We start from the raw sequence: 22,583 nt of genomic DNA on the forward strand, positions 1-22,583 counted from the left end.
TCACCTAGTGGTTTTCTTGCTTTTATCCCGAATGTGAGATACCGTAAGACTCCCACTTCAAGAGTTGAAATCGATACAAAGAAGATAACGGCACCTAAATTCCCAATTCGTTCGGGTCGACCGGATGTCGATCACAAAGGCGTTGCAACAGGACAGAGTATGCTTCGACAGCAATACACCGCGATTTTCCAAGGACAAGGAAAGCTACATAGCGACGCATCGCACGACGAAAAAGTGTTTTTTCTTTTTCAAGGACGTTGCGATGTTAGCCTTTATTCTAGTAAAAGATAGAGGAAAACTCCTACTGAATGAAGTTTCACTTTATTTCCGATTTAGTAAAAGCTTTCGAATTATCGCTCCTGAACCCGCAGTGGATATACACTTCGCTTTTCGCGGGCAACGCCTCAACTTCCTCGGAAGCAAAGAGCGGCTTCCTGCGGGATTTTCGGATGTTACTTTTCCCGCAGGAGTCTTCGTGTATATCCACTGCTTTTTTGGAGATTCCAATTCTTATCTATTTTAGATTTTTTATAGACGCTGTTTTCCGAATGCTCAAAACCCCATTAAACTTCGTAAAGCACTTACATATGGCTTTCCTTGATCATCGTATACTAATGCTGGCATATGCCCTTGAATAGTACCAATCGATCGCCTTGTCTTTTCTGTAAGCAAGGGTGCGAATGTTGGCAGATTATATCTCCTTCTTATTTGTTTTCCTGTCCAAGACTTATTATATCAAAGATAAGAGTCCTCTTCCCTTCCCCTCATAATTTGTTCTAATATTATAAACAATATCCCCGTTTATATTTTACTCATACTTTCCATTAACAGATTTTTTTATTTCAGCTAGAAACACTTGAAGATCTCGTGGTAAATCTATCTTTTCTAGTAGATCACTTCTTCGTTCAAAAGTTCGCCTAACTGCCTCCCGTTTTCTCCATGTTTCTATTTTTTGATGATCCCCTGAGAGTAATATGTCTGGAACCTTCATGCCTCGAAAATTGGCAGGGCGTGTGTAATGTGGATGCTCAAGTAAACCTGTAGAAAAAGAATCTTGTGGAGCTGAAGCTTTATTACCTAATACCTCAGGCAAAAGGCGGACAACACTATCAATGACTACCATCGCACCTAATTCGCCTCCCGTTAACACATAATCGCCTATGGATAGTTCATCTGTTGCTAAATAATGTCTAATTCGTTCATCAAAGCCCTCATAATGACCACAAATAAATATTAAATGTTCTTCTTTGGCTAGTTCCTCTGCCTTTGTCTGTTGAAATTGTTCACCTTGAGGGCACATTAAAATTATTCTTGGCTTCGTATTACGTTTTGTTTTGATGGCATCTACGGCATCAAAAATAGGCTGTGGCGTCAATACCATTCCGGCGCCACCACCATATGGGTAATCATCCACCTTTTGATGCTTGTTTTCAGAGTAATCTCGAAAATTAATTAAATCATAACTAAATATATTCTTATCCTGCGCTTTTTTTAAAATCGATGCGTTCATTACGCCATGAAACATTTCAGGAAAGAGCGTTAAAACATCTATATGCATTAGTCCAACAGTCCTTCCATTGGCCTAATGGTCACTTTCTTTTTAGCTACATCTACATGGAGCACTACTTCTTTGATATATGGAATAAGTACATCTTTTCCTTGTTTTCTTTTGGCAACCCAGACATCATTTGCTCCCGGTGATAAAATTTCTTTGATTGTTCCTATTTCTTCGCCAGCTTCAGTGACCACAGAACATCCGATAATTTCATGATAATAATATTCATTCTCTTCCAATTCCGTAAGCTGTGATTCACTGATTTTTAACTCACAGCCTTTAAACGGTAAAATATCATTTATATTATGGAAGCCTTCAAACTGAAGTAAATCGAAGTCTTTAAGTACACGATGATTCGCAATGGTAACTTGAAAAGGGGGGTGATTGTCCTTTATCACAAATAATGTATTCCCAATTTGAAAACGATCTTCGAAGTCAGTAATCCGTAATACTTTTACTTCTCCTTTTATTCCATGGGTATTAATTATTTTTCCAACTGTAAATAACCGTTCTTGCATGATTTCACCTGCTATTCTTCAATTCGTACTACAATATTATCCTTTACAACAACAGCGCTATTACCCATTATTTCATCCCAATGCGATCCCTCAGAGACCTCAACAAGAGCTTCAACTTCCTTCTCAACAATTTCACTACCAATCTCCAGCATGTCCAGTTGATCCATTTTAAATTCGGCTAGTTTTATCTTTTCTTTGCGATTATTAATTTCTCGTTGAAAACGCTGGTCGATTTCTTGTTTAGAGAGCCCTGATTTATTCTTTAATTTGCGTTGTTCAAACAGTAGCTGTTGACACTCTTGTTCAAGTCGCATTTTATGATGAAGAAAATTCGCTTTTATTTCCTCTTTACTCTTTTCTGTGATTATTTGCTTAACTTGGACCTTTTTAATTATTTGCATGTTTTACGCCTCACTCTCAACAAAACATCTAAGCAAACTATCGTTATGTTTTAGAAAAACTTGGCTTGTCGCCAAGTTTTTATGGCGAAAGCTATAGGGTTTTTCTTATACTATAAACCATAAAGTTTTATACTTTCCTATAGTCTTAAAAAGGGAAAGGTTTATTTTCTCCCTTTCCCTTTACATAATATCTAGAAAAACACGCTTATTGCTATCTGTTTTCGCTGCATAGACAACTGTTCGAATCGCTTTTGCAATTCGTCCATTTCTACCGATCACCTTACCAACATCATCTGGATGAACGGATAAGTGATAAACAATCTTGGTATCCTCTTCGGCTTCGGTAACTTTAATTTCTTCCGGATGATCTACAAGTGACGTAACAATTGTTTCAATAAGGGTCCTCATGATATCACACTACTTTGCAATTTCATTTTTTTGTTCGTGAAACTTTTTCATGATGCCTTCTTTTGAGAATAGATTGCGAACCGTATCACTAGGCTTTGCACCTTTTTTCATCCAGTCAAGTGCTTTTTCTTCATCTATTTTAACTTCTACTGGATTGACTACAGGATTATATGTTCCAATTTGCTCGATCGAACGTCCATCACGTGGAGCACGTGAATCAGCTACAACGATGCGGTAAAATGGATTTCTTTTCGATCCCATACGCTTTAAACGAATTTTAACTGCCATATTATTGCACCTCCATATTTAAAACTTAACACATTTTTAGATTGTAGCAGAAAACAGAAAGTCTGTAAAGTGTTTTTCCATTACAGGTGAAAAGAATATTTGTCATTTACATAAATGGCAGTCCCATTCCCCTTCCCTTTTTGCCTTTTTTCCCTTTTTGCATATTGGTCATTTGTTTCATCATTTTCTTCATTTCATCAAACTGTTTAAGTAGTCGATTTACTTCGGATACAGATGTTCCTGATCCTAAAGCGATCCGTTTTTTTCTGCTTGCATTCATAATGCTTGGGTCTTGACGTTCTTTTTTGGTCATCGACTTAATGATCGCTTCTACATGTAAAAGCTTTTTCTCATCAAATTGTGCATTTTTTAAACCTTTCATTTTATTAGCACCAGGTATCATTGCCAATAAATCATCCAATGGCCCCATTTTTTTAACTTGCCCCATTTGCTCAAGAAAATCATCCAACGTAAACGTCATGGTACGCATTTTTTCTTCTAATGCCTTTGCTTGTTTTTCATCTACTGTTGTTTGTGCTTTTTCAATTAAAGATAGCACATCACCCATACCAAGAATTCTCGAGGCCATACGATCCGGATGGAAAGGTTCTAATTCATCCAGCTTTTCTCCCATTCCAGCGAACTTTATTGGCTTATCGGTAACAGCTTTGATGGAAAGAGCCGCTCCACCACGTGTATCCCCGTCCAGCTTTGTTAAAACAACCCCGGTAATATCCAGTTGTTCATTAAAGCTCTCTGCTACGTTCACCGCATCTTGACCTGTCATAGAATCAACCACTAAAAATATTTCATGCGGTTGAACTTCCGTTTTGATTTGTTTCAATTCTTGCATTAATTCATTATCTACGTGTAACCGCCCTGCCGTATCAATAATTACATAGTCGAGATGTTCTTCCTTCGCCTTATCAATTGCTCGTTTTGCAATCTCCACCGGATTTGCTTCTGTTTCCATGGAAAATACAGGCATGTCAAGCTGCTTGCCTAAAGTTTCCAGCTGCTGGATAGCTGCCGGGCGATACACATCACAAGCTACAAGTAGTGGTTTACGGTTATACTTTTTTCGTAATAAGTTAGCTAACTTTCCCGAGGTAGTCGTCTTTCCAGCACCTTGTAAACCTATCATCATAATGATGGTAGGACTTTTATCAGCTACTGCAATTTTGCTTTGTTCCCCACCCATTAAAGAAGTTAGCTCATCTTTGACAACTTTAATAACCTGTTGGCCTGGAGTTAGGCTTTCCATAACTTCCTGACCAACAGCACGTTCCTTGATTCGTTTAATAAGATCTTTTACAACTTTATAGTTAACATCAGCTTCCAATAAAGCAAGACGAACTTCTCTTGTCATCTCTTTTACATCTTGTTCTGAAACCTTACCTTTACCTGTAATTTTCTTAATTGTACTTTGCAGACGGTCGGCTAATCCTTCAAATGCCATAGAAGGTGTCCCCCTAATCCAAGTCTTTTATTTTTTTTACAAGCTGCTGCACATCTTCCTGCGCATCTGCAAGCTTTTCTTCCAATTGCATCAACAGTTTACAACGTTGCTGGAATTTACTATATAAGCCTAGCTTTTGTTCATAGGTTTCCAACATTTGTTCCGTTCGCTTTATATTATCATAAACAGCCTGTCTCGATACATCAAATATTTCGGAGATCTCACCAAGAGAATAGTCCTCTAAATAATACATCTCCATATAACTTCGCTGTTTAGGTGTAAGTAACGCTTGATAGAAATCAAATAAATAGTTCATTCTCGTCGTTTTTTCCAGCATCAGGCTATAACCTCTTATCTGAATAATTTGCTATTTATCCCGCATGTAAGGTGCCGTAAGACTCTCACTTCAAGACAAGAGTTGCTACAAAAGGGTCTAAGTGAGAAAAAACGGCACCTAAATACCCGATTCGTTTAGCTAACATTCAAGGAGAAAAGCACTCCTTGAATGAAGTTTCACTTTATTGGCTTGGCGTCAAACTTTTGGCGCTAGCCAGTTGTATTTATCCATAACACGAAACACGTTGATCAGCGTCTACCGCTTAATTTTAAAGTTTTTAATGTGTAAAGTAAGAATAACGAATATTTTATTTATGTGTCAAGCAAAATTCCTTTATTCCTTTTCCAATAAATCAGCAAACAATCCGTACACAAATGCATGAGCGTCAAATGCTTGTAAGTCCTCCACTTTTTCACCTAACCCAACATATTTAACCGGAATGTTCAACTCGTTTCGGATAGCTAGAACAATTCCTCCTTTAGCTGTTCCATCTAATTTAGTTAAAATAATTCCTGTGACATTGGTCGCCTCGGAAAAGACTTTTGCTTGATTCAACGCATTCTGACCAGTTGTTGCATCTAAAACAAGCAATACTTCATGCGGAGCATTAGGAACTTCCCGTTCAATGACACGCTTTACCTTTCTAAGTTCATTCATTAAATTAACCTTATTTTGCAATCTTCCCGCAGTGTCACAAATTAATACATCTACATTCTTGGATTTGGCCGATTTAATTCCATCGAAAATCACAGCAGCTGGATCGCTCCCTGAGGTCTGCTTTACAACATCTACCCCTGTACGGTCTCCCCAGACTTCTAATTGTTCAATAGCTCCAGCACGAAATGTGTCTCCTGCAGCGAGCATTACTTTTTTTCCTTCTTGCTTTAAATTATGAGCAAGTTTACCAATTGAAGTTGTTTTACCAACGCCGTTTACGCCTACTACTAAGATAACGGAGAGCTGATCCTTTTCAAGGTGTAATTTTTCCATTTCTTGATCGTCATCACCATAATAAATTTCTACCAGCTTCTCTGAAATAACATCTTTCATCTCGGATGGCTGTTTAATGTTTTGTCGTTTCACCTCCATTTTTAATTCATCAATTAAATCCATCACTGTAGTTACACCTGTATCAGCTGAAATTAATATTTCTTCGAGATCTTCGAAAAAATCCTCATCCACCTTGCGATATCTTGCAAGCAAATCATTGATTTTTCCTGAGAAGGTTTGCCGTGTTTTTTTCATCCCATCTTTATATTTTTCCGAAACCTCTTCTGCGTTTTCTTGGTTTCTTTGAAATTTTGCCTTTAATTTATCCATAAATCCCATCATCATCGCCTCCTATTGCTCAACTAAATCTTTCGTATCTTCCAAGCGTACGGAAACAAGCCGTGAAACACCTGATTCCTGCATAGTAACTCCATACAATACATCTGCTTCTTCCATTGTACCTTTTCGGTGGGTAATTACAATAAACTGTGTGTTTTTACTAAAAAGTTTTATATATTTTGCAAAACGGGATACATTCGCTTCGTCTAGTGCTGCTTCTACTTCGTCTAGCACACAAAACGGAACAGGGCGAACTCGCAGAATAGCAAATAACAAAGCTATAGCAGTTAATGCACGTTCTCCACCTGAAAGAAGCCCTAAATGCTGCAGTTTTTTTCCAGGAGGTTGAGCAACAATATCGACCCCTGTATCCAATAGGTTTTTTGGATCCGTTAATTTTAATTCTGCATGTCCACCACCAAACAACTGTTGAAACACATCAGTAAATGCGACCTTTATTTGTGAAAAGGTGTCGCTAAATTGGCGCTTCATTTCCTCATCCATTTCACCAATGACCGTATAGAGAGTCTGTTTTGCTTCAACTAAATCTCTCTCTTGTTCTTTAAGAAAAGAATAGCGCTCATTAACACGCTCATATTCATCAATGGCACCAAGGTTAACCGTACCTAATTGCTCGATTTGTCGTTTCAACTGTTTAACAGTTGCTTGCGCGCTCTGTTTATCCTTTGCTTTTTCAAACGTGTTTTGTGCTTTTTCAAATGTAATCGTATATTCCTCTTGTAAGTGATTTAACAAATTTTCTAGTTCGACATCAATCCGATTTGCTTGCACCTCTTTTTGTTGAATCACTCGTTTAACCGTTTCGTGTTCTTGGCTAATTTCTTTCATTTCCTGTTCTTTTTCCTGTAACTGCTTCGTGTGATCCGTACGTTTCATACGAAGTTGTTCTAGTTTGTCAATGATTTGTTGTTTTGCTTCCGTCTGTTCTTGAATAGAACGATCAATGTCATCCTCCGTTTCATTGGAATCTTGAAATTCAACAAGATTTTTCCATTCCTCTGCATATGCATCATATTCATATTGTAACTCGGATAATTGTGCTTGGACCTGCTTTGTTCTTTCTCGTTGATATTTAACACGCTCATCTTGTTCTGCTAAAAGAACTTGATGTCGATGCAACTCTTCTTGCAGTTTTTGTTTATTCTCTTTTAGTTCGGTCTGTTGTTCTGTTAAACGGGTGATCTCCTGTTCAATCTGCTTCGCCTGTTTAGCTAGCAGGTCTAATTCATCAGTAAGTTCAGCTTGTCGTTTTACCAATTGCTGTTTGTCTTCGTTAAATTGTTGCTTATCTTGATCATAGATTTTTAATTGATCATTTAATGCTCGTAGTTTCATTTCCAGCTCACGATGATTCGTTTCTATCTTTTGCATGTTTCGTTGTTCAACTTCTAAAGCTTGTTCTTCTACTGCCAATTGGTCTTCCAATTCGTCAATCTTATCTTTTTGTTTACGAACATTATGCTCGAAGTCCAATATTTGAGTTTGGAACGTTTTAAGCTTTGCTGTCATTTCTTCCAGCTCTTTCTCTCGTGTAAACAACGACTGATTCATTTTCTTTTTAGCTCCACCAGACATAGATCCACCTGGATTTACAACGTCACCATCCAATGTGACAATTCGGTAACGCCTTGCTGATAGCCTTGCCAACTCATTTGCATCTTTTAACGTTTTAGCGATCACAACGTGCCCCATTAAATGGTTGATAGCTCGGCAATAACGGTGATCTGTATGAATTAGTTCCGCAGCAATTCCAACAAATCCAGCATGATCCTTTAGCTTTTCTTTCACATTCTCAGGAATAAAACGTTCCTGAATGGAAGCGAGTGGTAAAAACGTGGCTCGACCGCTGTTGGTTTTTTTCAGCCAAGCAATAGATTCTCTAGCTGATTGGTCATCTTTTACAACAATATACTGCGCTTGTCCGCCAAGCACTGTTTCCATCGCTGTAATATAAGGATTTGGCACATCAATCAGCTCAATAACTGCACCATAAATATTAGTGATCTTCTGCTCTTTTTTAGCCTTTAAAACCGCCTTAACCCCTTGAAAAAAGCCTTGGAAATCTTCTTTCATTTCTTCTAGCATTTCTTTTTTTGACTTAATTTTTTCAATGTATTGATAGCCTTGATACAATTTCTTTTGTGCACGTTGAAATTCCAAACGCTGACGCTCTAATGCCTGTTTAATCGATATTATCGTTTGCTCTTTCGTTTTACACAACAACTTTTTCTCTTGTAAGCGTGGTACTAATTCATTTACTTGTTTTTGTAAAGCTTTTCTTTCAGTTATTAGACCAGCAAACTTTTCTGATTGAACTTCTGATTTTGTATCTAATTGCTGTAAGCGTTCTTCAATTGTTTGTTTCTCGTTACGCTTGGCTGCCTGCTGATTCAAATACTCAATATAATCTGATTTTCGATCTTCAATCGTTTCCTCAAGATTTTCTTCACCTACGCTTAATTTCGTTTCTAATTGCTTTACCGTTTCAGCCGTTGCTTTTTTGATAGATTGCAATTCAGTAAATTGTTTTTTTTCTTGAATGAATACTTCATGCAAATTACCGATCCGGACAGACGTATTGTTTTTTTGTAGTTCTAATTTTGCCTTATTCTCTGCAAAATGCTTTGACCTTTCCAGAAACAGCTGTTTTTTACCTTCATATTTTTCCAGATTTTTTGTTACTTCCAGTAATTCCGTTTGCAGTTGTTCTAAATCTTTGTCCATCTGTTCGATTAAGTCACGTTCAGAAATTTGGTCTCTTTCCTTTTGCTCCATCGACGCCTGTATTTCCTGTTGCTTTTGTTTTAACTGGTTTAACTCTTGTAACAAGTCTTGCCATTTATCATGAAGTTGTTCGATTTCAGCGAGCAAATAAGCAATCTCTGTTTCTTTTAATTGATCTTTTAATAAGCGATAATTTCTAGCTGTTTCTGCTTGTTCTTTTAAAGGTTGCAGCTGGCTTTCAATCTCATGAATAATATCTTCAACTCGGTATAAATTTTCCTGTGTTTCGGCTAATTTATATTCTGCCTTTTTCTTTCGCTGTTTATATTTTAAAACGCCGGCAGCTTCCTCAAAGATCGTTCTTCTTTCTTCAGCTTTTGAGCTTAGTATTTCTTCTACTTTCCCTTGACTGATAATTGAAAATGCTTCGCGACCAAGTCCTGAGTCCATAAATAAGTTAATAATATCTTTAAGACGACAAGATTGATTATTAATATAATATTCACTAGCTCCTGAACGGTACACACGTCTTGTCACACTAACCTCTTCATAATCTAACGGAAGAAGCTGATCATGATTATCAAGTACTAGGGTTACTTCTGCCATATTTAATGGCTTACGTGAATCACTTCCTTGAAATATAATATCTTCCATTTTCGAACCGCGAAGCGACTTGGCAGATTGTTCGCCGAGAACCCAACGGATAGCATCAGTAATATTACTTTTCCCGCTCCCGTTTGGTCCAACCACCGCGGTAACTCCCGGAACAAAATCAACATTTATTCGCTTGGCAAAAGATTTAAAGCCAACACTTTCTAGCCTTTTTAAATACATCCTACATTTCTCCTATTTATCATCGTATTAAAAAAGGTAGCGTAGAGGTTTATCAATCCATATTTCTACTTTAACCATCCTAATTTAAAACGAAAATCTATTCCATTCTTGTACCAATACATTAAAGACTCTTACTACTAGCTATAAACAATCTTCAAGTGAGTGTTCGAGGACTGGGATACTGGGATGTTCGAAGTAGTTTAATGTTGAACAGTCGAATGCAAGCATTTAAATTAGAATCGCTAGAACCAACTTAAAAGATAGCTTAGCCTTAGCGGTAATAGGCTACTGCCACGTTGAAACTTATACTTCGGTCAATAAAAATCCACTCACATCATTTAAACTTCCACACTAAAATTTTTATATCGAACGGACAAAGAATTTTGGTGTGTCATTTTTAGAAAACTTTGAACATCCTCTTAAAGATAATGTAGCTGGCGTTAAGCTTTTGGCACAAGCAAAATCAACTTGTACATTCAAAATTTTATGTTTTAACAATCAAGCACTGGTCATCAACTCTCAGCTGTATGTAAGAAACATAATAAGGGGTTGCAGTTGCAATCCTCCATTGTTATAATCATTCCAACTGAAAAACTGGTTTTTTACCGCATTTATTTTATCATAAATGCCTTCACAAAAGAAGGTTAGACGTGATATATAGCTAAAGGAGTGGTTATCAATGTATTTAGAACAGCCTTCTGAGGAAAATTTTAAAATACTATTAGATGAGATTGCTGAACATTTATCTATTGTCAATCGAACGATTATGGATCCGGATGATTATGATCTTAATCAATATGACAAGTTAAAAGCCATGTATGATATGATAAAGCGACAAGGAAATTTAAGTGTACAAGAAACACAAGCTTTTCTAGAGGAGCTTCGTACTATTCGCAAATAAAGTGAAACTTCATTCAGTGAGAGTTTTCTTCCATCTTCTACTGAATGTTAGTACCTTAATGGTATGACCTAAAGGCCCTTCTCACGAATCGGGCATTTAGGTTCCGTTTTCTCCCACTAGACCCTTTTGTACCAACTCAGGCTCTTGAAGTGAGAGTCTTACGGCACCTTACATGCGGGATAAAGAAAACTGTTCCTTCTTGGAAGTTTCCCCTTTATCTAACGGAGGAACGAGTTAAATTTGCTCTCATAATCTAATGCTGTATTTATTTTATGACAAAAAGCTTTTACACATATTAGTGCTTGATTTCAAATAACGAAGTGTAGGCTATTAGAAAAAATTGGCTTGTCGCCAAGTCTTTATGGCGAAAGCTATAGTTTTTCTTATACTATAAAGCCTAAAGTTTTATACTTTCCTATAGTGGAACAAAAGCTAGAAGCGCGCCGGGTTAGGGTATAAACGGCAGAACTTCTGAGACATACAGTAAAACTTCATTCAAGAAGTGCTTTTCTTCTTGAAACAATATATCTAAGGCTAGGTTCACAGGTGCCCTTGAAAAAGAAAAACACTTTTCTGCGTGCGATGCGTCGCTGACGTAGCTCTCCTTGTCCTAACGAAGTACTCCAACCTTTAACAATCATTTGTGTAACAAAGCTACACAAAGTACGACTGCCCGTCGCACGCAAGAAAACCCGCAGAATATTTAAATACTCAGCGGGTTGCTATTTTGTCTAACATTCTTTACTGAAGGCGATTAGCAGATTAAATGAATCCGCTAAAGTAGCTGGCTGGAAAGATAAAACCGTTACTGCTCTCTTCATCATCTTAAATTTTAAATTTCTTGACTAAGAATTCCAACTCATTGCTAGATTGACTTAACGCTTCTGCTGATTGCGATACGGTTTCTATCGCTTTTAATTGATCTTGGGTAGAAGCACTTACTTCTTCAGCTGCAGCTGCTGACTCCTCCGTTATACTAGACAGATTCTCTATCGAATGTACAACTTCATCTTTTAATAACGACATCTCATGAACTTCTTTCGACATTTCATTAATCGACTTAATTACTTGATACATTAATTCTTGAATGGTCGTAAATGCCGTTTCTGTATCTTTTACGGCTCCATTTTGCTCTAATGTTATTTCTTTTGTTTTGGTCATCGCTTCAGTTGCTCGTGCTGCTTCCTCAACAATGCCTTGAATTGTTTGACGTATTTGCTCCGTTGATACCGCTGATTGCTCAGCAAGTTTCCGAACTTCCGTCGCTACTACAGAAAAGCCTTTTCCAGCCTCTCCAGCTCTAGCTGCCTCAATAGATGCATTTAGAGCAAGCAAATTTGTTTGTTCCGAAATTGCATTAATCGTCGTAACAATTGCTTGAATATCGTTTATTTTAGAAACTAAAATATTTAACACATTTTCAATCGATTCAATTTCACGAAAAGACTCGTCTGAACGTGTTTGTAAAACAGCCAATGTTTCTCTGCCGTTTATACTTGCCTGCTGTGTTTCATTAGACTTCGATTGCATTGTATGCATCGTTTCCTCAACAGATGTAAACTGTGAAGATAAATGATTTGTGACTCCTTGCATTTCATCTAACTTTGTTGCGCTCTCCGTAGAACCTTGAGCCACATCATTAATTGCATGAGCAATTTCTTCACTTGCCGCTTTCGTCTCCTCTGAAACAGCGCTCAAACTTTCCGCAGAAGTAGAAACCTTCTCAGAAGCACCAATCACATGTGATAAAACTTCACGCATCTGCTGCACCATTTGATTGAAATGGTTCGTTAGTTGTCCAATTTCGTCTTTTGATTTTGTTTGTCCTTGAACAGTTAAATTCCCTTGTGCCATGATTTGTACTAGTTTGGTTAACTCGACAATTGGTTTTGTAAAATAACGGGCAACAAAAAAGATAATCATAATTGCAATGACGATAGCCCCTAACGTAATAATGAAATTCAACTCTTGAATGCGTTTCACAAACTTTAATAGTTCTGTTTCCTTATAAACAGCCCCTATTTTCCACCCTGTATTCTCTAGCGTAGAATAATAAAGTATTTTCTTTGTATCTTTCTCCTTGAACTCAATCTTACCTTTTTCATGACTGTACATTTTTTCTACATGAGGCTTGTTCCGTAAATTTTCTCCAGTGGAATCTGGATGAACGATAGTATTTCCTTTAGAATCAAAAATAAAACCATACCCATTGTATCCGACGTCTGTTTCATTGATTTGCTCTGTAATGGTATTTAAATTTAAATCAAGAGACACAACACCAATTACTTGGCCATCTTGGACAATGGCTTTTGAGACGGAAACCATTAGCGCATTAGTGATATCCTCATAAGGTTCAGTAAATTGCACTTCTCCACTATTTTCACTAGCTAATTTGTACCAAGGCCTCTCTGTTGGATCGTAATTATCTTCGTATGTAATAGAAGAATCAGGATCGTACATTTTTCCTTTTGAACTTCCCATATAAATACTGGCAACGTCAGAATTAATAGTTACATAGTTCGTCATTTCATTGCGCATTTCAGGGGTTAACGTTACTTCATCATTTTGTAAAATAGCCTTTAAACGCGGATCTTCACTAAAACGCAATAAATCTTTAGCATAGTTGTTGAGGCGTAATTCCGTAATCTGTGATAATGCTTTTGCTTGTTCCGATCCCGTCATGTCTAATTCTTCTCTAAAATTTTTAGACATTTGCATTCCTGTAACCAATTGCGAGATTACCATTACGATAATGAGTAATAACGCAAAGATGAGAATAAGTTTGTTCTGCAATTTGTTTAACAAGATCATTTACCTCCTTTGTATTGTACATATTAGAAAATAACTACTAAAATAGAGAAGAATGACGGTAATAAAGCTTTTATAGTCCCTATTCCCTAAAATTTTATCACATAATTAGTACATAATACTTATGTAAAAAGCAACAGTTTTTTGAACATAATGCGTCAAGTTTTTCTCGACATGGTGACTCTATTGATGTACGCTTATGCTACTACTGCGTTATCGCTTGGCGGCCTCCGTTTTTTAGTAAGGCTTTAGAGCCTTACTAAAAAACGGAGGAAAATCGGAAACTTTTAACCAGTTGCCCCATGGCAGTCGAATGGGCTTGATATAAAGAGATTACGCCTTGTTTCACACCAAAAAAGAATGGACTGCTGTAGACATGAGCCATCAGACCGTAGGGGCCATAGTGAAGCGTGTGGGAAAAGCGCAAGCAGACCGAAGACAGAGAAATGGTCACTGAATTAGAAGAATCGGCAACACTTCCCAAGGAAAAACAAGTGGACTTTCTATATACAGAAGCAGATGGTGTTTTTATTCGTGGGACAGAAAAGAAAAAAGTTTAGAAGTCAGTCATGCGATTATGTATGAAGGCTGGGACAAGAATGGGGAAAGAGTTTCTTTAAGATTAGAAAAACTTGGCTTGTCGCCAAGTCTTTATGGAGAAAGCTGTAGTTTTTCTTATACTATAAACCATAAAGTTTGATACTTTCCTATAGTGGAACAAAAAGTGATGATGACAACCCAACCAACTGCACGCTTTTGGAAGGAAGTTCAGGCATTTGCAGCGAACCATTATTCTTTGGAAAACACGCAAGTAATCACGAATAGTGACGGTGGTCAAGGCTATACTGCTGAAAAGTTTCAAGGAGCTTTTTCCCAGTAAGTGTACCCTACCTGGTATTCAATCAATTGGATTCTTATCATGTATCAAGCGTTACATCGTGCATTAGGTGTAATTATCAGGATGGGATTAAAAAAGCGCTGAAAGAGAAGGATTTAGGTGCATTTACTCTTTGGCTGGATACATATGAAAACACATGAGATGATTCGAAAAAGAAAAGAAAGTGAAAGATTTTCGTACGTGTATCCTTGGTAATTGGGATCGAATTTATCCCTCATGTAAGGTGCCGTAAGACTCCCACTTCAAGAGCCTCGAGTTGATACAAAAGGGTCTAAGTGGGAGAAAACAACGGGAAGTGAAACAAATCGTGAGAATGTCAGAAATCCTACATCAAGCAACACGTTCATCAAAATGTCTTCGCTGTTTCACGATACGTACATTCACTAGCTAATTCAGCGACTTTTACTTCTACCAATGGATGATAACGTTGATATTTTCTAATCCCTAGCCATTTATCTAATGGGTAATGGTTATGTCCGTTTTCATCCACCATTAAAGCCTTTTATAACATACGGAACCAAAGGTAAATGGAACGGTTTTACAATCCTCTCTTTTCACCAACCAGCCAGATGCCTGCTTCTCCTTCTTTATCACTTGATCTGTGTGAAAATACTCCCCCTAACAAATCTGAAAACAAGTCATGCATATAGCTTTGGATACTTTCTTCTGCTTCAATAAAATCATTTGTATTCTTTATTATCTCGTACAGTTTTGAACGCCTATAAGGAGGACTTCCCATTATTTACGGATGATCGTCAACTTATCCGCCGCCTTTGTAGTTCAACTATTCGTTTGGGTCTGCTTATCCGCCTACAGTCCTCTCGGTTTCCTGCATCTCCTTTAAGACAATACCTCACGATGATGCCCTAGATTAGTCTTCTTGGGGTTGTACCAGCACTCCCAAGGAAGGACTTTCACCTTCTTCTGGGATTGGGGAGTCGTTTTTACCTAGGTAACGTTCTCCAACCTTTAACAATTCATTTGTGTAACAAAAGCTTACAAGGTGCGACTGCCCGTTCGCACACAAAAGGCTGTACTATTTATACAGCCTTTTCACTAATTATGCGTTAGTTTATATTTATCCATGGCGGCTTTGGCAGCGCGTTGCTCTGCCTCTTTCTTTGTTCTCCCAGCTCCTGAACCATACACTGTTCCTTCAATTAATGCATTAGCGATAAATTCCTTATCATGAGAAGGGCCACGCTCTTCTACAATTTTATACGCAATCGACAGATGTTTTACTTGTTGAACTAACTCCTGTAATTGACTTTTATAATCCATCGCATGCGAAAAAGCACCATTTGTAATTTTCGGAAATACATGACGTTCCAGAAATTGAATCGTTCTCTCAAAACCTTGGTCTAAATATAAGGCTCCTAAAAAAGCTTCAAAAACATCGGCTAATAATGTATCTCGATCACGACCGCCTGTCTGCTCTTCGCCTTTTCCTAGTAAAAGATAATTGCCAAATTTTAAACTCCGGGCAAACCCGGCTAACGATGGTTCACAAACGATTGCTGCACGTAATTTGGTCATTTCTCCTTCTGGCATTTGTGCATTTGTTCGAAATAAATATTGGGAAACTCCTAATTCTAGTACAGCATCCCCTAAAAATTCTAATCTCTCATTATCCGAAAATACTTTTTCACGATGCTCATTCACATAAGATGAATGGGTGAATGCTTGTATGATTAACGAGCGGTTGTGAAAGCGAAGATTCAACTGTTTTTCTAATTGTTCAACATTCATCAACGGCACCTCTATTTTCAAAATATACAGAAAGCCTCGCTAATACGAGACTTTCCCTTTGCTTACTGTTAACCTTGTAATTTTTGTATGTAGTTAACAGCATCACCCACTGTATTTATTTTTTCTGCTTCTTCATCAGCAATTTCCATATCAAATTCATCTTCAAGCTCCATCACAAGCTCTACTACATCTAATGAATCCGCTTCTAGATCCTCTTTAAAAGAAGCTTCCATCGTTACCTTAGATTCGTCCACATCCAGACGATCTACAATAATTGATTTTACACGTTCAAATACATCTGCCACGACTTGTCACCTCCTTTCAAGTAGTATTATCCAATTTTTCACTTACATAACCATACCACCATCAATATGGATCGTTTGACCAGTAATATAACTTGCATCATCACTTGCTAGAAAACGAACGACCTTTGCTACATCTTCTGGCTCTCCTAATTTTTGTAGCGGAATCATCGTTAACATTTCTTCCTGCTGTTCTGGTGATAATGCTTCTGTCATATCTGTTGAAATAAACCCTGGCGCAACAGCATTAACCAGAATATTTCTTGATGCTAGTTCCTTTGCAGTTGTTTTTGTTAAACCAATTACTCCTGCTTTTGCAGCCACATAATTTGCTTGACCGGGATTTCCGCTTATCCCAACGATCGAAGCCACATTAATAATTTTCCCTGCTCGCTGCTTCATCATCTGTCTGGTTACGGCCTTTGTGCAAAGGAAAACACCTTTTAAATTTGTATTTATTACTTCATCAAACTCTGTTTCCTTCATACGCATTAATAAATTATCTCTAGTAATACCGGCATTGTTTACGAGAATATCTAATGATCCAAATTCAGATATAACTTCTTTCACCATCATTTTTACTGCTGTTTCATCAGCTACATCGGTTTGTATTTTTATAGCTTTACATCCCAGTTTTTCAATCTCCTGGACAACAGCCTCTGCTTTTTTTTCATTTCCAGCATAATTTATCGCTACATTCGAACCTTGTTTGGCAAGTTCCAGTGCTATAGCTCGACCGATACCACGAGATGCTCCAGTAACTAATGCATTTTTTCCTTTTAGCATCATGCTTCCTCCCTGTACCATGAAATAAATTCATTTAATGACTCAACATTCTGAACGGAAAATGTTTTTATTTTGCGGTCGATCTTTTTAACAAGTCCACATAATACCTTGCCATTTCCTACTTCAACAAATGCATCCACATTTTGCTCTATCATATTTCGAACCGACTGTTCAAAGCGAACAGGCGAATATAATTGTTTAATTAATAAATCCTTAATCTGATAATGCTCTCTCACTGGTTCAGCAGAGGCATTCGCATAAACTGGTATGGAAGCATCATGAAGTGTCACTTGATTTAAATACTCAGCAAAGGCTTCATTTGCCGTTTTCATTAAGCGTGAATGAAATGGACCACTTACATTTAATTGTAAAACTCGTTTAGCGCCTTTAGCTTTTAACATCTCTGTTGCTTGTTCAATCCCTTTTACAGAACCGGAAATCACGATTTGCCCGGGACAGTTGAGATTCGCAATGTCGACAATTTCGTCTGTTACTTGCTCCAATGCTAATTGAATTGTCTCTTCTTCTAATCCGAGGACAGCCGCCATCGTTCCTTGACCTTTGGGAAAAGCCTTCTCCATTAATCTGCCTCGTACAGCTACTAATGGAAGAGCTTCATCAAAAGAAAGAACGCCCGAGGCAACAAGAGCACTATATTCACCTAAACTGTGACCAACCGCCATGATTGGCTGTACATTCGCTTTTATCAGCAGTGTATGTAAAGCTGTACTCATTAATAATAGAGCAGGTTGAGCATGCTCCGTTTGCGTTAAACGCTCTTTCGGCCCTGCAAACATAATAGAAGTTAAGTCTGTTTTTAACAATGAATCGGCCTCTTGAAATAACTCTTTTACAGCTGGATACGCATCATATATTTCTTTTCCCATCCCAACGGACTGTGAACCTTGCCCAGGAAACATAAAGGCTACTCTTTTCATGTAGTTTCCCCTTTCTTTATATCTAGTGTCGCTATGGTTGATTGTATTGTTTCTGTAATTTGGTATTCAACCATGTGTCGAGCTTGCTTTACTGCATTGTATATTGCTCGTTCATCCGACGAACCATGAGCTTTAATCACCGGTGCTCGTAAACCAAATAAACCTGCTCCACCGTATTCAGAGTAGTCGAGCTTGGTTTTTAGTGCTACTAAATCTTTCTTTAATAACCCAGCTGCGAACTTACTTTTTACTGACGCCATAAATGTTTCCCTCAGCATCGAAAATATCGCACCTGCTGATCCTTCAATCGTCTTAAGAGCAATATTCCCAGTAAAACCGTCTGTTACAACAACATCTGCTTGTCGTTTTAACATGTCTCGCGCTTCAACATTGCCGACAAAATGAATCGGCGCTTCTTGCAATAGTTTAAATGTTTTTTTAGCAAGGTCATTTCCTTTTCCATCTTCTGTTCCAACATTTAAAAGACCGACCTTTGGACGTGTAATCGAACGAACCTTTTCCATGTAGATAGAGCCCATTAGTGCATATTGTAGTAAATGTTGAGGTCGTGCATCGACATTTGCCCCTACATCTAAAAACAAAAATCCTTGGCCGTCTAGTGTCGGTAACGTCGGGCTTAATGCGGGACGGTCAATTCCGGTAATTCGTCCAACGATAAATAATCCGGCACTCATTAATGCCCCTGTATTTCCAGCTGATATACACGCATCAGCCTTGCCTTCTTTAACCTCCTTAGCCATTAAAACCATAGAGGAATTTTTTTTTCTTCGTACTGCTCGTACTGGCTCATCATCACTGGTAATAATTTCATTAGCATGTAAAATATCTATTCGCTTATCGTCTGTCAAATATTTTTTTATTTCTTGTTCCCGTCCGACCAATGTAATATGTAAATCTTTTATTTCCGAGACAGCCTTCATCGCACCAAGGACAGTTGCTTTTGGCGCATGATCTCCTCCCATCGCATCTATAGCTATTCTCATTTAATTTACTCCTTTATGCTGATTCGATTGATACATATGAAAGACTCCGGTAAATACTAATTCATTCTCGACATAGCTGTTGACATGGACAGTTGTTAATCCTTTTTCTTTTCCTTGAACCATTGCTTTTGCTATTACTCGCTCGCCTTCTTTTACTTGTCTTGTAAATTTCAATTCCGATTTTGCAGTGAGTGCTAACTCATCATTTAACACTGCCACTGCTAATGAATTAGCCTGAGCAAACAAATGATGACCTCGAGCAATCTTATTACGAGAAAACACATGCTCATGACGAATATCCAAAATAGAAATAGCTCGCTTGTCTAATTCCAGATCAATTACTTCGCCAATTACTTCTTCAAGCGGCAATGCTTTAACCATCTCGTTCCATTGGTCTGTTGCAACCGATTTAATCCGTTGGCGTAATTCTGGAATAGACAGCTCCATCCGATCTAATCGAATCGTTTGAATGCTTACATTAAATTGCTTTGCCAACTCTTCATCCGTAATAAACGGTGTTTTTTCAATTGTTTCTTTTAATAAGCGCTGACGTTCAGCTTTTGGTCGTTTCATGTTTGCACCATCCAACATATATTTATCCCTTTTATCTGCGTACATTTAACATGCCATCCCCAAGCAAAAAATTTCGTATTGGAGTATAGGGTAAATAATGGCTCTAAATGCACTAGTGTTTAACAAACATCCGTGGGGCATGATACGCTCCACTTAAATGATGTTCACTACAAGAACTTCCGTTTTTATGACTTGATCCTAATAGTAATATATAATACCTGAATCAATTATGCAAACATTTATTAATCTAATTTTTCATTCGTTTGAAAACTATTTTCCACATACCTTAAAAGCGGCTGAAATTCGGGGGTTTTTAATAATTGACTATCGATTATTTCTTGTGCATCTTTGCGAGCTGTTTCCAATGCACGATAATCATGAACCATGTCCGCTACTTTAAACTCGGGTAAACCACTTTGCTTTTTTCCAAAGAAATCGCCTGGACCACGTAACTGAAGGTCTTGCTCGGATAACACAAAGCCATCCGTTGTTTCCGACATAATTCGCATTCTTTCTTTTCCTACTTCTCCTTTTGGATCTGCTATTAAAATACAATAGCTCTGCTTATCACCTCTGCCAACCCTTCCCCGTAATTGATGAAGTTGAGATAAACCAAAGCGCTCTGCATCATAAATAACCATAATCGTTGCATTTGGCACATTTACTCCCACTTCTATTACGGTAGTAGAAACAAGCAACTGGAGCTCATTGTTGGCAAATTTCTTCATAACCGTATCCTTTTCTTCTGCAGGTAACCGCCCATGCATAAGGCCAATATGAATCGATTCTGGAAAATAAGCTTTTAACTGATGATACACATCAACTGCATTTTGAATATCTAACTTATCGGATTCCTCAATAAGTGGACAAATAACATAAGCCTGTTCTCCTTGCCTTATATGTTTTTCGATAAATTGTAACACCCGATCAAGAAGTGTCTCCTTCACCCAATATGTTTCAACTTCTTTTCGTCCAGAAGGTAGCTCATCAATGACAGATACATCCATATCGCCAAATGCAGTAATCGCTAGCGTACGCGGGATCGGTGTTGCCGTCATAAAAAGAACATCTGGATGCAAGCCTTTTTCTCGTAATACACGCCGTTGCTCGACTCCAAAGCGATGCTGTTCATCTACAATAACAAAACCAAGGTTATTAAAGGTAACATCCTCTTGAATTAAAGCATGTGTTCCGACAACAATATCTATTTCGTGGTTGCGGATTTGCGTTGTTCGCTCTTTGCGTTTTTTCCCTTTTATCGAACCAGTAAGTAAAGTAATCCTTGCCCGGTCCCCAAATAATTCTATTAAAGAATGATAATGTTGTTCAGCTAATATTTCGGTAGGAACCATTAAAGCGCCTTGCCTACCAGCTGTAATTGAAGCATACAAACATATCGCTGCGACTGCTGTTTTACCTGAACCTACATCGCCTTGTAACAGTCGATTCATACGATAAGGGGATTTTAGGTCATCCATGATTTGCTTTAATACTTTATTCTGAGCATTAGTTAATGTAAAGGGAAAAGACGCTATAAATTCCTTTACTTTTGTTTTATCATAATGTTGGGCATTACCTTCTATTGCTTCGCGCTTCCATTTTCGTAATAATTGCATCTTCAACTGAAAAATTAATAACTCCTCATAAATAAACCTCCTGCGCGCATGCTTTAAAGCTATACGATTCTTCGGCATATGAATCATTTGATATGCCGCTTTTCTATCAGGCAGTTTATAAGCTGTTAAATAAAATGGAGGTAAAATTTCGTCAATCGATGAAGCATAGCTCGCTAATGCTTGTTGAATCACTTTTTTTAGTTTTCTTGTCGTCAGCTCACCCTTTACCGGGTAGACTGCTTGCATTTGATCTTGTTGTTTCGCTTTTCCTTTTTTATAGGTAATAACTGTAATTTGCAGCCGGTGAGCATCCCATTTTCCTGTTAAAGTGACGATGTCACCTTTTTGAATATGCTTTTTAGCGAAGGCCCGATTAAACATGACCGCTTTAACAGCGACTTGCTCGACTTCCAGCATAAAGGTTAGTCTTGATTTGCTTTTTCCATAAAAAGTAAGAGAAGGATCGTAAATTACCCTTCCCTCAATTGTAACTTTATCATCATGAACTAACTCACTAAGAGGTCTAATTTCAAAAACATCATATCGATAGGGAAAATGATTGATTAAATCTTCTACCGAATGAATTCCCATGCGAGCGAGATCTTCTGCCATTTTTTCGCCGACGCCTTTCACATGAGTTACAGAATCACTTAGCATGTAAAATCACTCTTTCCTAACTTATAGTTCCAAATAAATTTATCCTCTCCCCATCGAGCTATACCCTGTTGGGAGGCAGTATTTACAGTTTGTTCTGATTTAAGCTAGACGAAGCCTTTTACAAAAAATTTATCCATCAAGTAGAAATAGATATAATTTCCTAAACAATTTAAAGTTCCACTCGTATCGAAAATATCATTTTATATTTAACATACGAAGAAAATCTGTCATTTTTGGTGAACTTATTAAACAACCTCTTATAACAACTGCTTCATTTAGAAGAAGATTCCATAATGTGCTTACTTCTTGTTTTGATAGAATTCCAGCTCATCTTTTCTTTACATCATTTATTCAATACCACTAACGTCGCATTAATTTCGAATGAATATTCAGTTTATATTGTTGGGTTTTAAAATAAAAAATGAAAACATCAAAGCTAAGGTAGTAAACATCCATTTTTTTACTATAGCCTAAGAC

At 37.6% G+C, this 22,583-nt stretch carries 21 protein-coding genes; 3 read left to right on the forward strand and 18 right to left on the reverse strand.

Annotation, left to right across the window (positions count from 1 at the left end; genetic code table 11):
• Window positions 1–808 precede the first annotated feature (808 nt).
• The 9 genes from trmD to smc all read right to left on the reverse strand — a co-directional run bounded on the left by trmD (window position 809) and on the right by smc (window position 9,874).
• Window positions 809–1,558, reverse strand: a complete 750-nt coding sequence (trmD, locus tag KQI21_RS13580; RefSeq protein ID WP_216484713.1) for a tRNA (guanosine(37)-N1)-methyltransferase TrmD — start codon at window positions 1,556–1,558, stop codon at window positions 809–811.
• Window positions 1,558–2,073 (reverse strand): ribosome maturation factor RimM, encoded by a 516-nt coding sequence (gene rimM / locus KQI21_RS13585; protein ID WP_216484714.1) that lies wholly within the window; start codon window positions 2,071–2,073, stop codon window positions 1,558–1,560. Before rimM ends, trmD begins: the two co-directional genes overlap by 1 nt.
• A gap of 11 nt (window positions 2,074–2,084) precedes the next feature.
• Window positions 2,085–2,474 (reverse strand): YlqD family protein, encoded by a 390-nt coding sequence (locus KQI21_RS13590; protein WP_216484716.1) that lies wholly within the window; start codon window positions 2,472–2,474, stop codon window positions 2,085–2,087.
• Between the two features lie 180 nt (window positions 2,475–2,654).
• Window positions 2,655–2,882: a KH domain-containing protein gene (locus tag KQI21_RS13595; protein WP_077320391.1), complete on the reverse strand. Its 228-nt coding sequence runs from the start codon at window positions 2,880–2,882 to the stop codon at window positions 2,655–2,657.
• Window positions 2,883–2,891: 9 nt separating this feature from the next.
• Complete coding sequence (rpsP, locus tag KQI21_RS13600; protein WP_216484718.1) at window positions 2,892–3,170, reverse strand: 30S ribosomal protein S16; 279 nt, start codon at window positions 3,168–3,170, stop codon at window positions 2,892–2,894.
• A gap of 106 nt (window positions 3,171–3,276) precedes the next feature.
• Entirely contained in the window at window positions 3,277–4,629 is a 1,353-nt protein-coding gene (ffh, locus tag KQI21_RS13605) for a signal recognition particle protein (RefSeq protein ID WP_216484720.1), read from the reverse strand.
• Window positions 4,630–4,642: 13 nt separating this feature from the next.
• Window positions 4,643–4,966, reverse strand: coding sequence for a putative DNA-binding protein (locus KQI21_RS13610; RefSeq protein WP_216484722.1), 324 nt, complete (start codon window positions 4,964–4,966; stop codon window positions 4,643–4,645).
• A 333-nt stretch (window positions 4,967–5,299) separates the two neighbouring features.
• Window positions 5,300–6,295, reverse strand: coding sequence for a signal recognition particle-docking protein FtsY (gene ftsY / locus KQI21_RS13615; protein WP_216484724.1), 996 nt, complete (start codon window positions 6,293–6,295; stop codon window positions 5,300–5,302).
• Window positions 6,296–6,307: 12 nt separating this feature from the next.
• Window positions 6,308–9,874: a chromosome segregation protein SMC gene (gene smc, locus KQI21_RS13620; protein ID WP_216484725.1), complete on the reverse strand. Its 3,567-nt coding sequence runs from the start codon at window positions 9,872–9,874 to the stop codon at window positions 6,308–6,310.
• Between the two features lie 679 nt (window positions 9,875–10,553).
• On the opposite strand from smc, the gene KQI21_RS13625 reads away from it, so the two are divergent.
• Complete coding sequence (locus KQI21_RS13625; RefSeq protein WP_216484727.1) at window positions 10,554–10,775, forward strand: DUF1128 domain-containing protein; 222 nt, start codon at window positions 10,554–10,556, stop codon at window positions 10,773–10,775.
• 825 nt (window positions 10,776–11,600) lie between these two features.
• On the opposite strand, the gene KQI21_RS13630 is transcribed toward KQI21_RS13625, so the two are convergent.
• Window positions 11,601–13,580: a methyl-accepting chemotaxis protein gene (locus KQI21_RS13630; protein WP_216484729.1), complete on the reverse strand. Its 1,980-nt coding sequence runs from the start codon at window positions 13,578–13,580 to the stop codon at window positions 11,601–11,603.
• A gap of 413 nt (window positions 13,581–13,993) precedes the next feature.
• Here KQI21_RS13630 and KQI21_RS16955 point away from each other — a divergent pair, with 413 nt between their 5' ends.
• Both KQI21_RS16955 and KQI21_RS13640 read left to right on the forward strand, forming a co-directional pair.
• Window positions 13,994–14,143: a hypothetical protein gene (locus tag KQI21_RS16955; protein ID WP_216484730.1), complete on the forward strand. Its 150-nt coding sequence runs from the start codon at window positions 13,994–13,996 to the stop codon at window positions 14,141–14,143.
• A gap of 164 nt (window positions 14,144–14,307) precedes the next feature.
• Window positions 14,308–14,463, forward strand: coding sequence for a hypothetical protein (locus tag KQI21_RS13640; protein WP_216484732.1), 156 nt, complete (start codon window positions 14,308–14,310; stop codon window positions 14,461–14,463).
• A 364-nt stretch (window positions 14,464–14,827) separates the two neighbouring features.
• Here the strand turns inward: KQI21_RS13640 and KQI21_RS13645 are convergent, their stop codons facing one another.
• The 8 genes from KQI21_RS13645 to recG all read right to left on the reverse strand — a co-directional run bounded on the left by KQI21_RS13645 (window position 14,828) and on the right by recG (window position 22,106).
• The gene (locus KQI21_RS13645; protein ID WP_216484733.1) at window positions 14,828–14,971 is read right to left on the reverse strand and encodes a hypothetical protein; all 144 of its coding nucleotides are present in this window, start codon (window positions 14,969–14,971) and stop codon (window positions 14,828–14,830) included.
• Between the two features lie 566 nt (window positions 14,972–15,537).
• Window positions 15,538–16,230 (reverse strand): ribonuclease III, encoded by a 693-nt coding sequence (gene rnc / locus KQI21_RS13650; RefSeq protein ID WP_216484734.1) that lies wholly within the window; start codon window positions 16,228–16,230, stop codon window positions 15,538–15,540.
• Window positions 16,231–16,298: 68 nt separating this feature from the next.
• On the reverse strand, window positions 16,299–16,535 hold the full coding sequence (gene acpP / locus KQI21_RS13655; protein WP_216484735.1) for an acyl carrier protein: 237 nt from the start codon (window positions 16,533–16,535) through the stop codon (window positions 16,299–16,301).
• Window positions 16,536–16,577: 42 nt separating this feature from the next.
• Complete coding sequence (gene fabG, locus KQI21_RS13660; protein ID WP_216484737.1) at window positions 16,578–17,318, reverse strand: 3-oxoacyl-[acyl-carrier-protein] reductase; 741 nt, start codon at window positions 17,316–17,318, stop codon at window positions 16,578–16,580.
• Window positions 17,318–18,256 (reverse strand): ACP S-malonyltransferase, encoded by a 939-nt coding sequence (gene fabD, locus KQI21_RS13665; protein WP_216484739.1) that lies wholly within the window; start codon window positions 18,254–18,256, stop codon window positions 17,318–17,320. Before fabD ends, fabG begins: the two co-directional genes overlap by 1 nt.
• A complete protein-coding gene (gene plsX / locus KQI21_RS13670) occupies window positions 18,253–19,260 on the reverse strand; it encodes a phosphate acyltransferase PlsX (RefSeq protein WP_216484740.1) in 1,008 nt (335 codons plus the stop codon). Before plsX ends, fabD begins: the two co-directional genes overlap by 4 nt.
• Window positions 19,261–19,833 (reverse strand): transcription factor FapR, encoded by a 573-nt coding sequence (gene fapR, locus KQI21_RS13675; protein ID WP_216484751.1) that lies wholly within the window; start codon window positions 19,831–19,833, stop codon window positions 19,261–19,263.
• Window positions 19,834–20,075: 242 nt separating this feature from the next.
• Entirely contained in the window at window positions 20,076–22,106 is a 2,031-nt protein-coding gene (recG, locus tag KQI21_RS13680) for an ATP-dependent DNA helicase RecG (RefSeq protein WP_216484742.1), read from the reverse strand.
• Between the last annotated feature and the right edge of the window lie 477 nt (window positions 22,107–22,583).

Origin of the sequence: Virgibacillus proomii (assembly GCF_018916875.1) — a bacterium.
GTDB lineage: Bacteria > Bacillota > Bacilli > Bacillales > Amphibacillaceae > Virgibacillus > Virgibacillus proomii_B.

Coding starts and splice junctions, on each gene's coding strand:
- trmD (WP_216484713.1), bottom strand. CDS start 1,558: ATGCATATAGATGTTTTAACGCTCTTTCCTGAAATGTTTCATGGCGTA.
- rimM (WP_216484714.1), bottom strand. CDS start 2,073: ATGCAAGAACGGTTATTTACAGTTGGAAAAATAATTAATACCCATGGA.
- KQI21_RS13590 (WP_216484716.1), bottom strand. CDS start 2,474: ATGCAAATAATTAAAAAGGTCCAAGTTAAGCAAATAATCACAGAAAAG.
- KQI21_RS13595 (WP_077320391.1), bottom strand. CDS start 2,882: ATGAGGACCCTTATTGAAACAATTGTTACGTCACTTGTAGATCATCCG.
- rpsP (WP_216484718.1), bottom strand. CDS start 3,170: ATGGCAGTTAAAATTCGTTTAAAGCGTATGGGATCGAAAAGAAATCCA.
- ffh (WP_216484720.1), bottom strand. CDS start 4,629: ATGGCATTTGAAGGATTAGCCGACCGTCTGCAAAGTACAATTAAGAAA.
- KQI21_RS13610 (WP_216484722.1), bottom strand. CDS start 4,966: ATGCTGGAAAAAACGACGAGAATGAACTATTTATTTGATTTCTATCAA.
- ftsY (WP_216484724.1), bottom strand. CDS start 6,295: ATGGGATTTATGGATAAATTAAAGGCAAAATTTCAAAGAAACCAAGAA.
- smc (WP_216484725.1), bottom strand. CDS start 9,874: ATGTATTTAAAAAGGCTAGAAAGTGTTGGCTTTAAATCTTTTGCCAAG.
- KQI21_RS13625 (WP_216484727.1), top strand. CDS start 10,554: ATGTATTTAGAACAGCCTTCTGAGGAAAATTTTAAAATACTATTAGAT.
- rnc (WP_216484734.1), bottom strand. CDS start 16,230: ATGAATGTTGAACAATTAGAAAAACAGTTGAATCTTCGCTTTCACAAC.
- fabG (WP_216484737.1), bottom strand. CDS start 17,318: ATGCTAAAAGGAAAAAATGCATTAGTTACTGGAGCATCTCGTGGTATC.
- fabD (WP_216484739.1), bottom strand. CDS start 18,256: ATGAAAAGAGTAGCCTTTATGTTTCCTGGGCAAGGTTCACAGTCCGTT.
- plsX (WP_216484740.1), bottom strand. CDS start 19,260: ATGAGAATAGCTATAGATGCGATGGGAGGAGATCATGCGCCAAAAGCA.
- fapR (WP_216484751.1), bottom strand. CDS start 19,833: ATGAAACGACCAAAAGCTGAACGTCAGCGCTTATTAAAAGAAACAATT.
- recG (WP_216484742.1), bottom strand. CDS start 22,106: ATGCTAAGTGATTCTGTAACTCATGTGAAAGGCGTCGGCGAAAAAATG.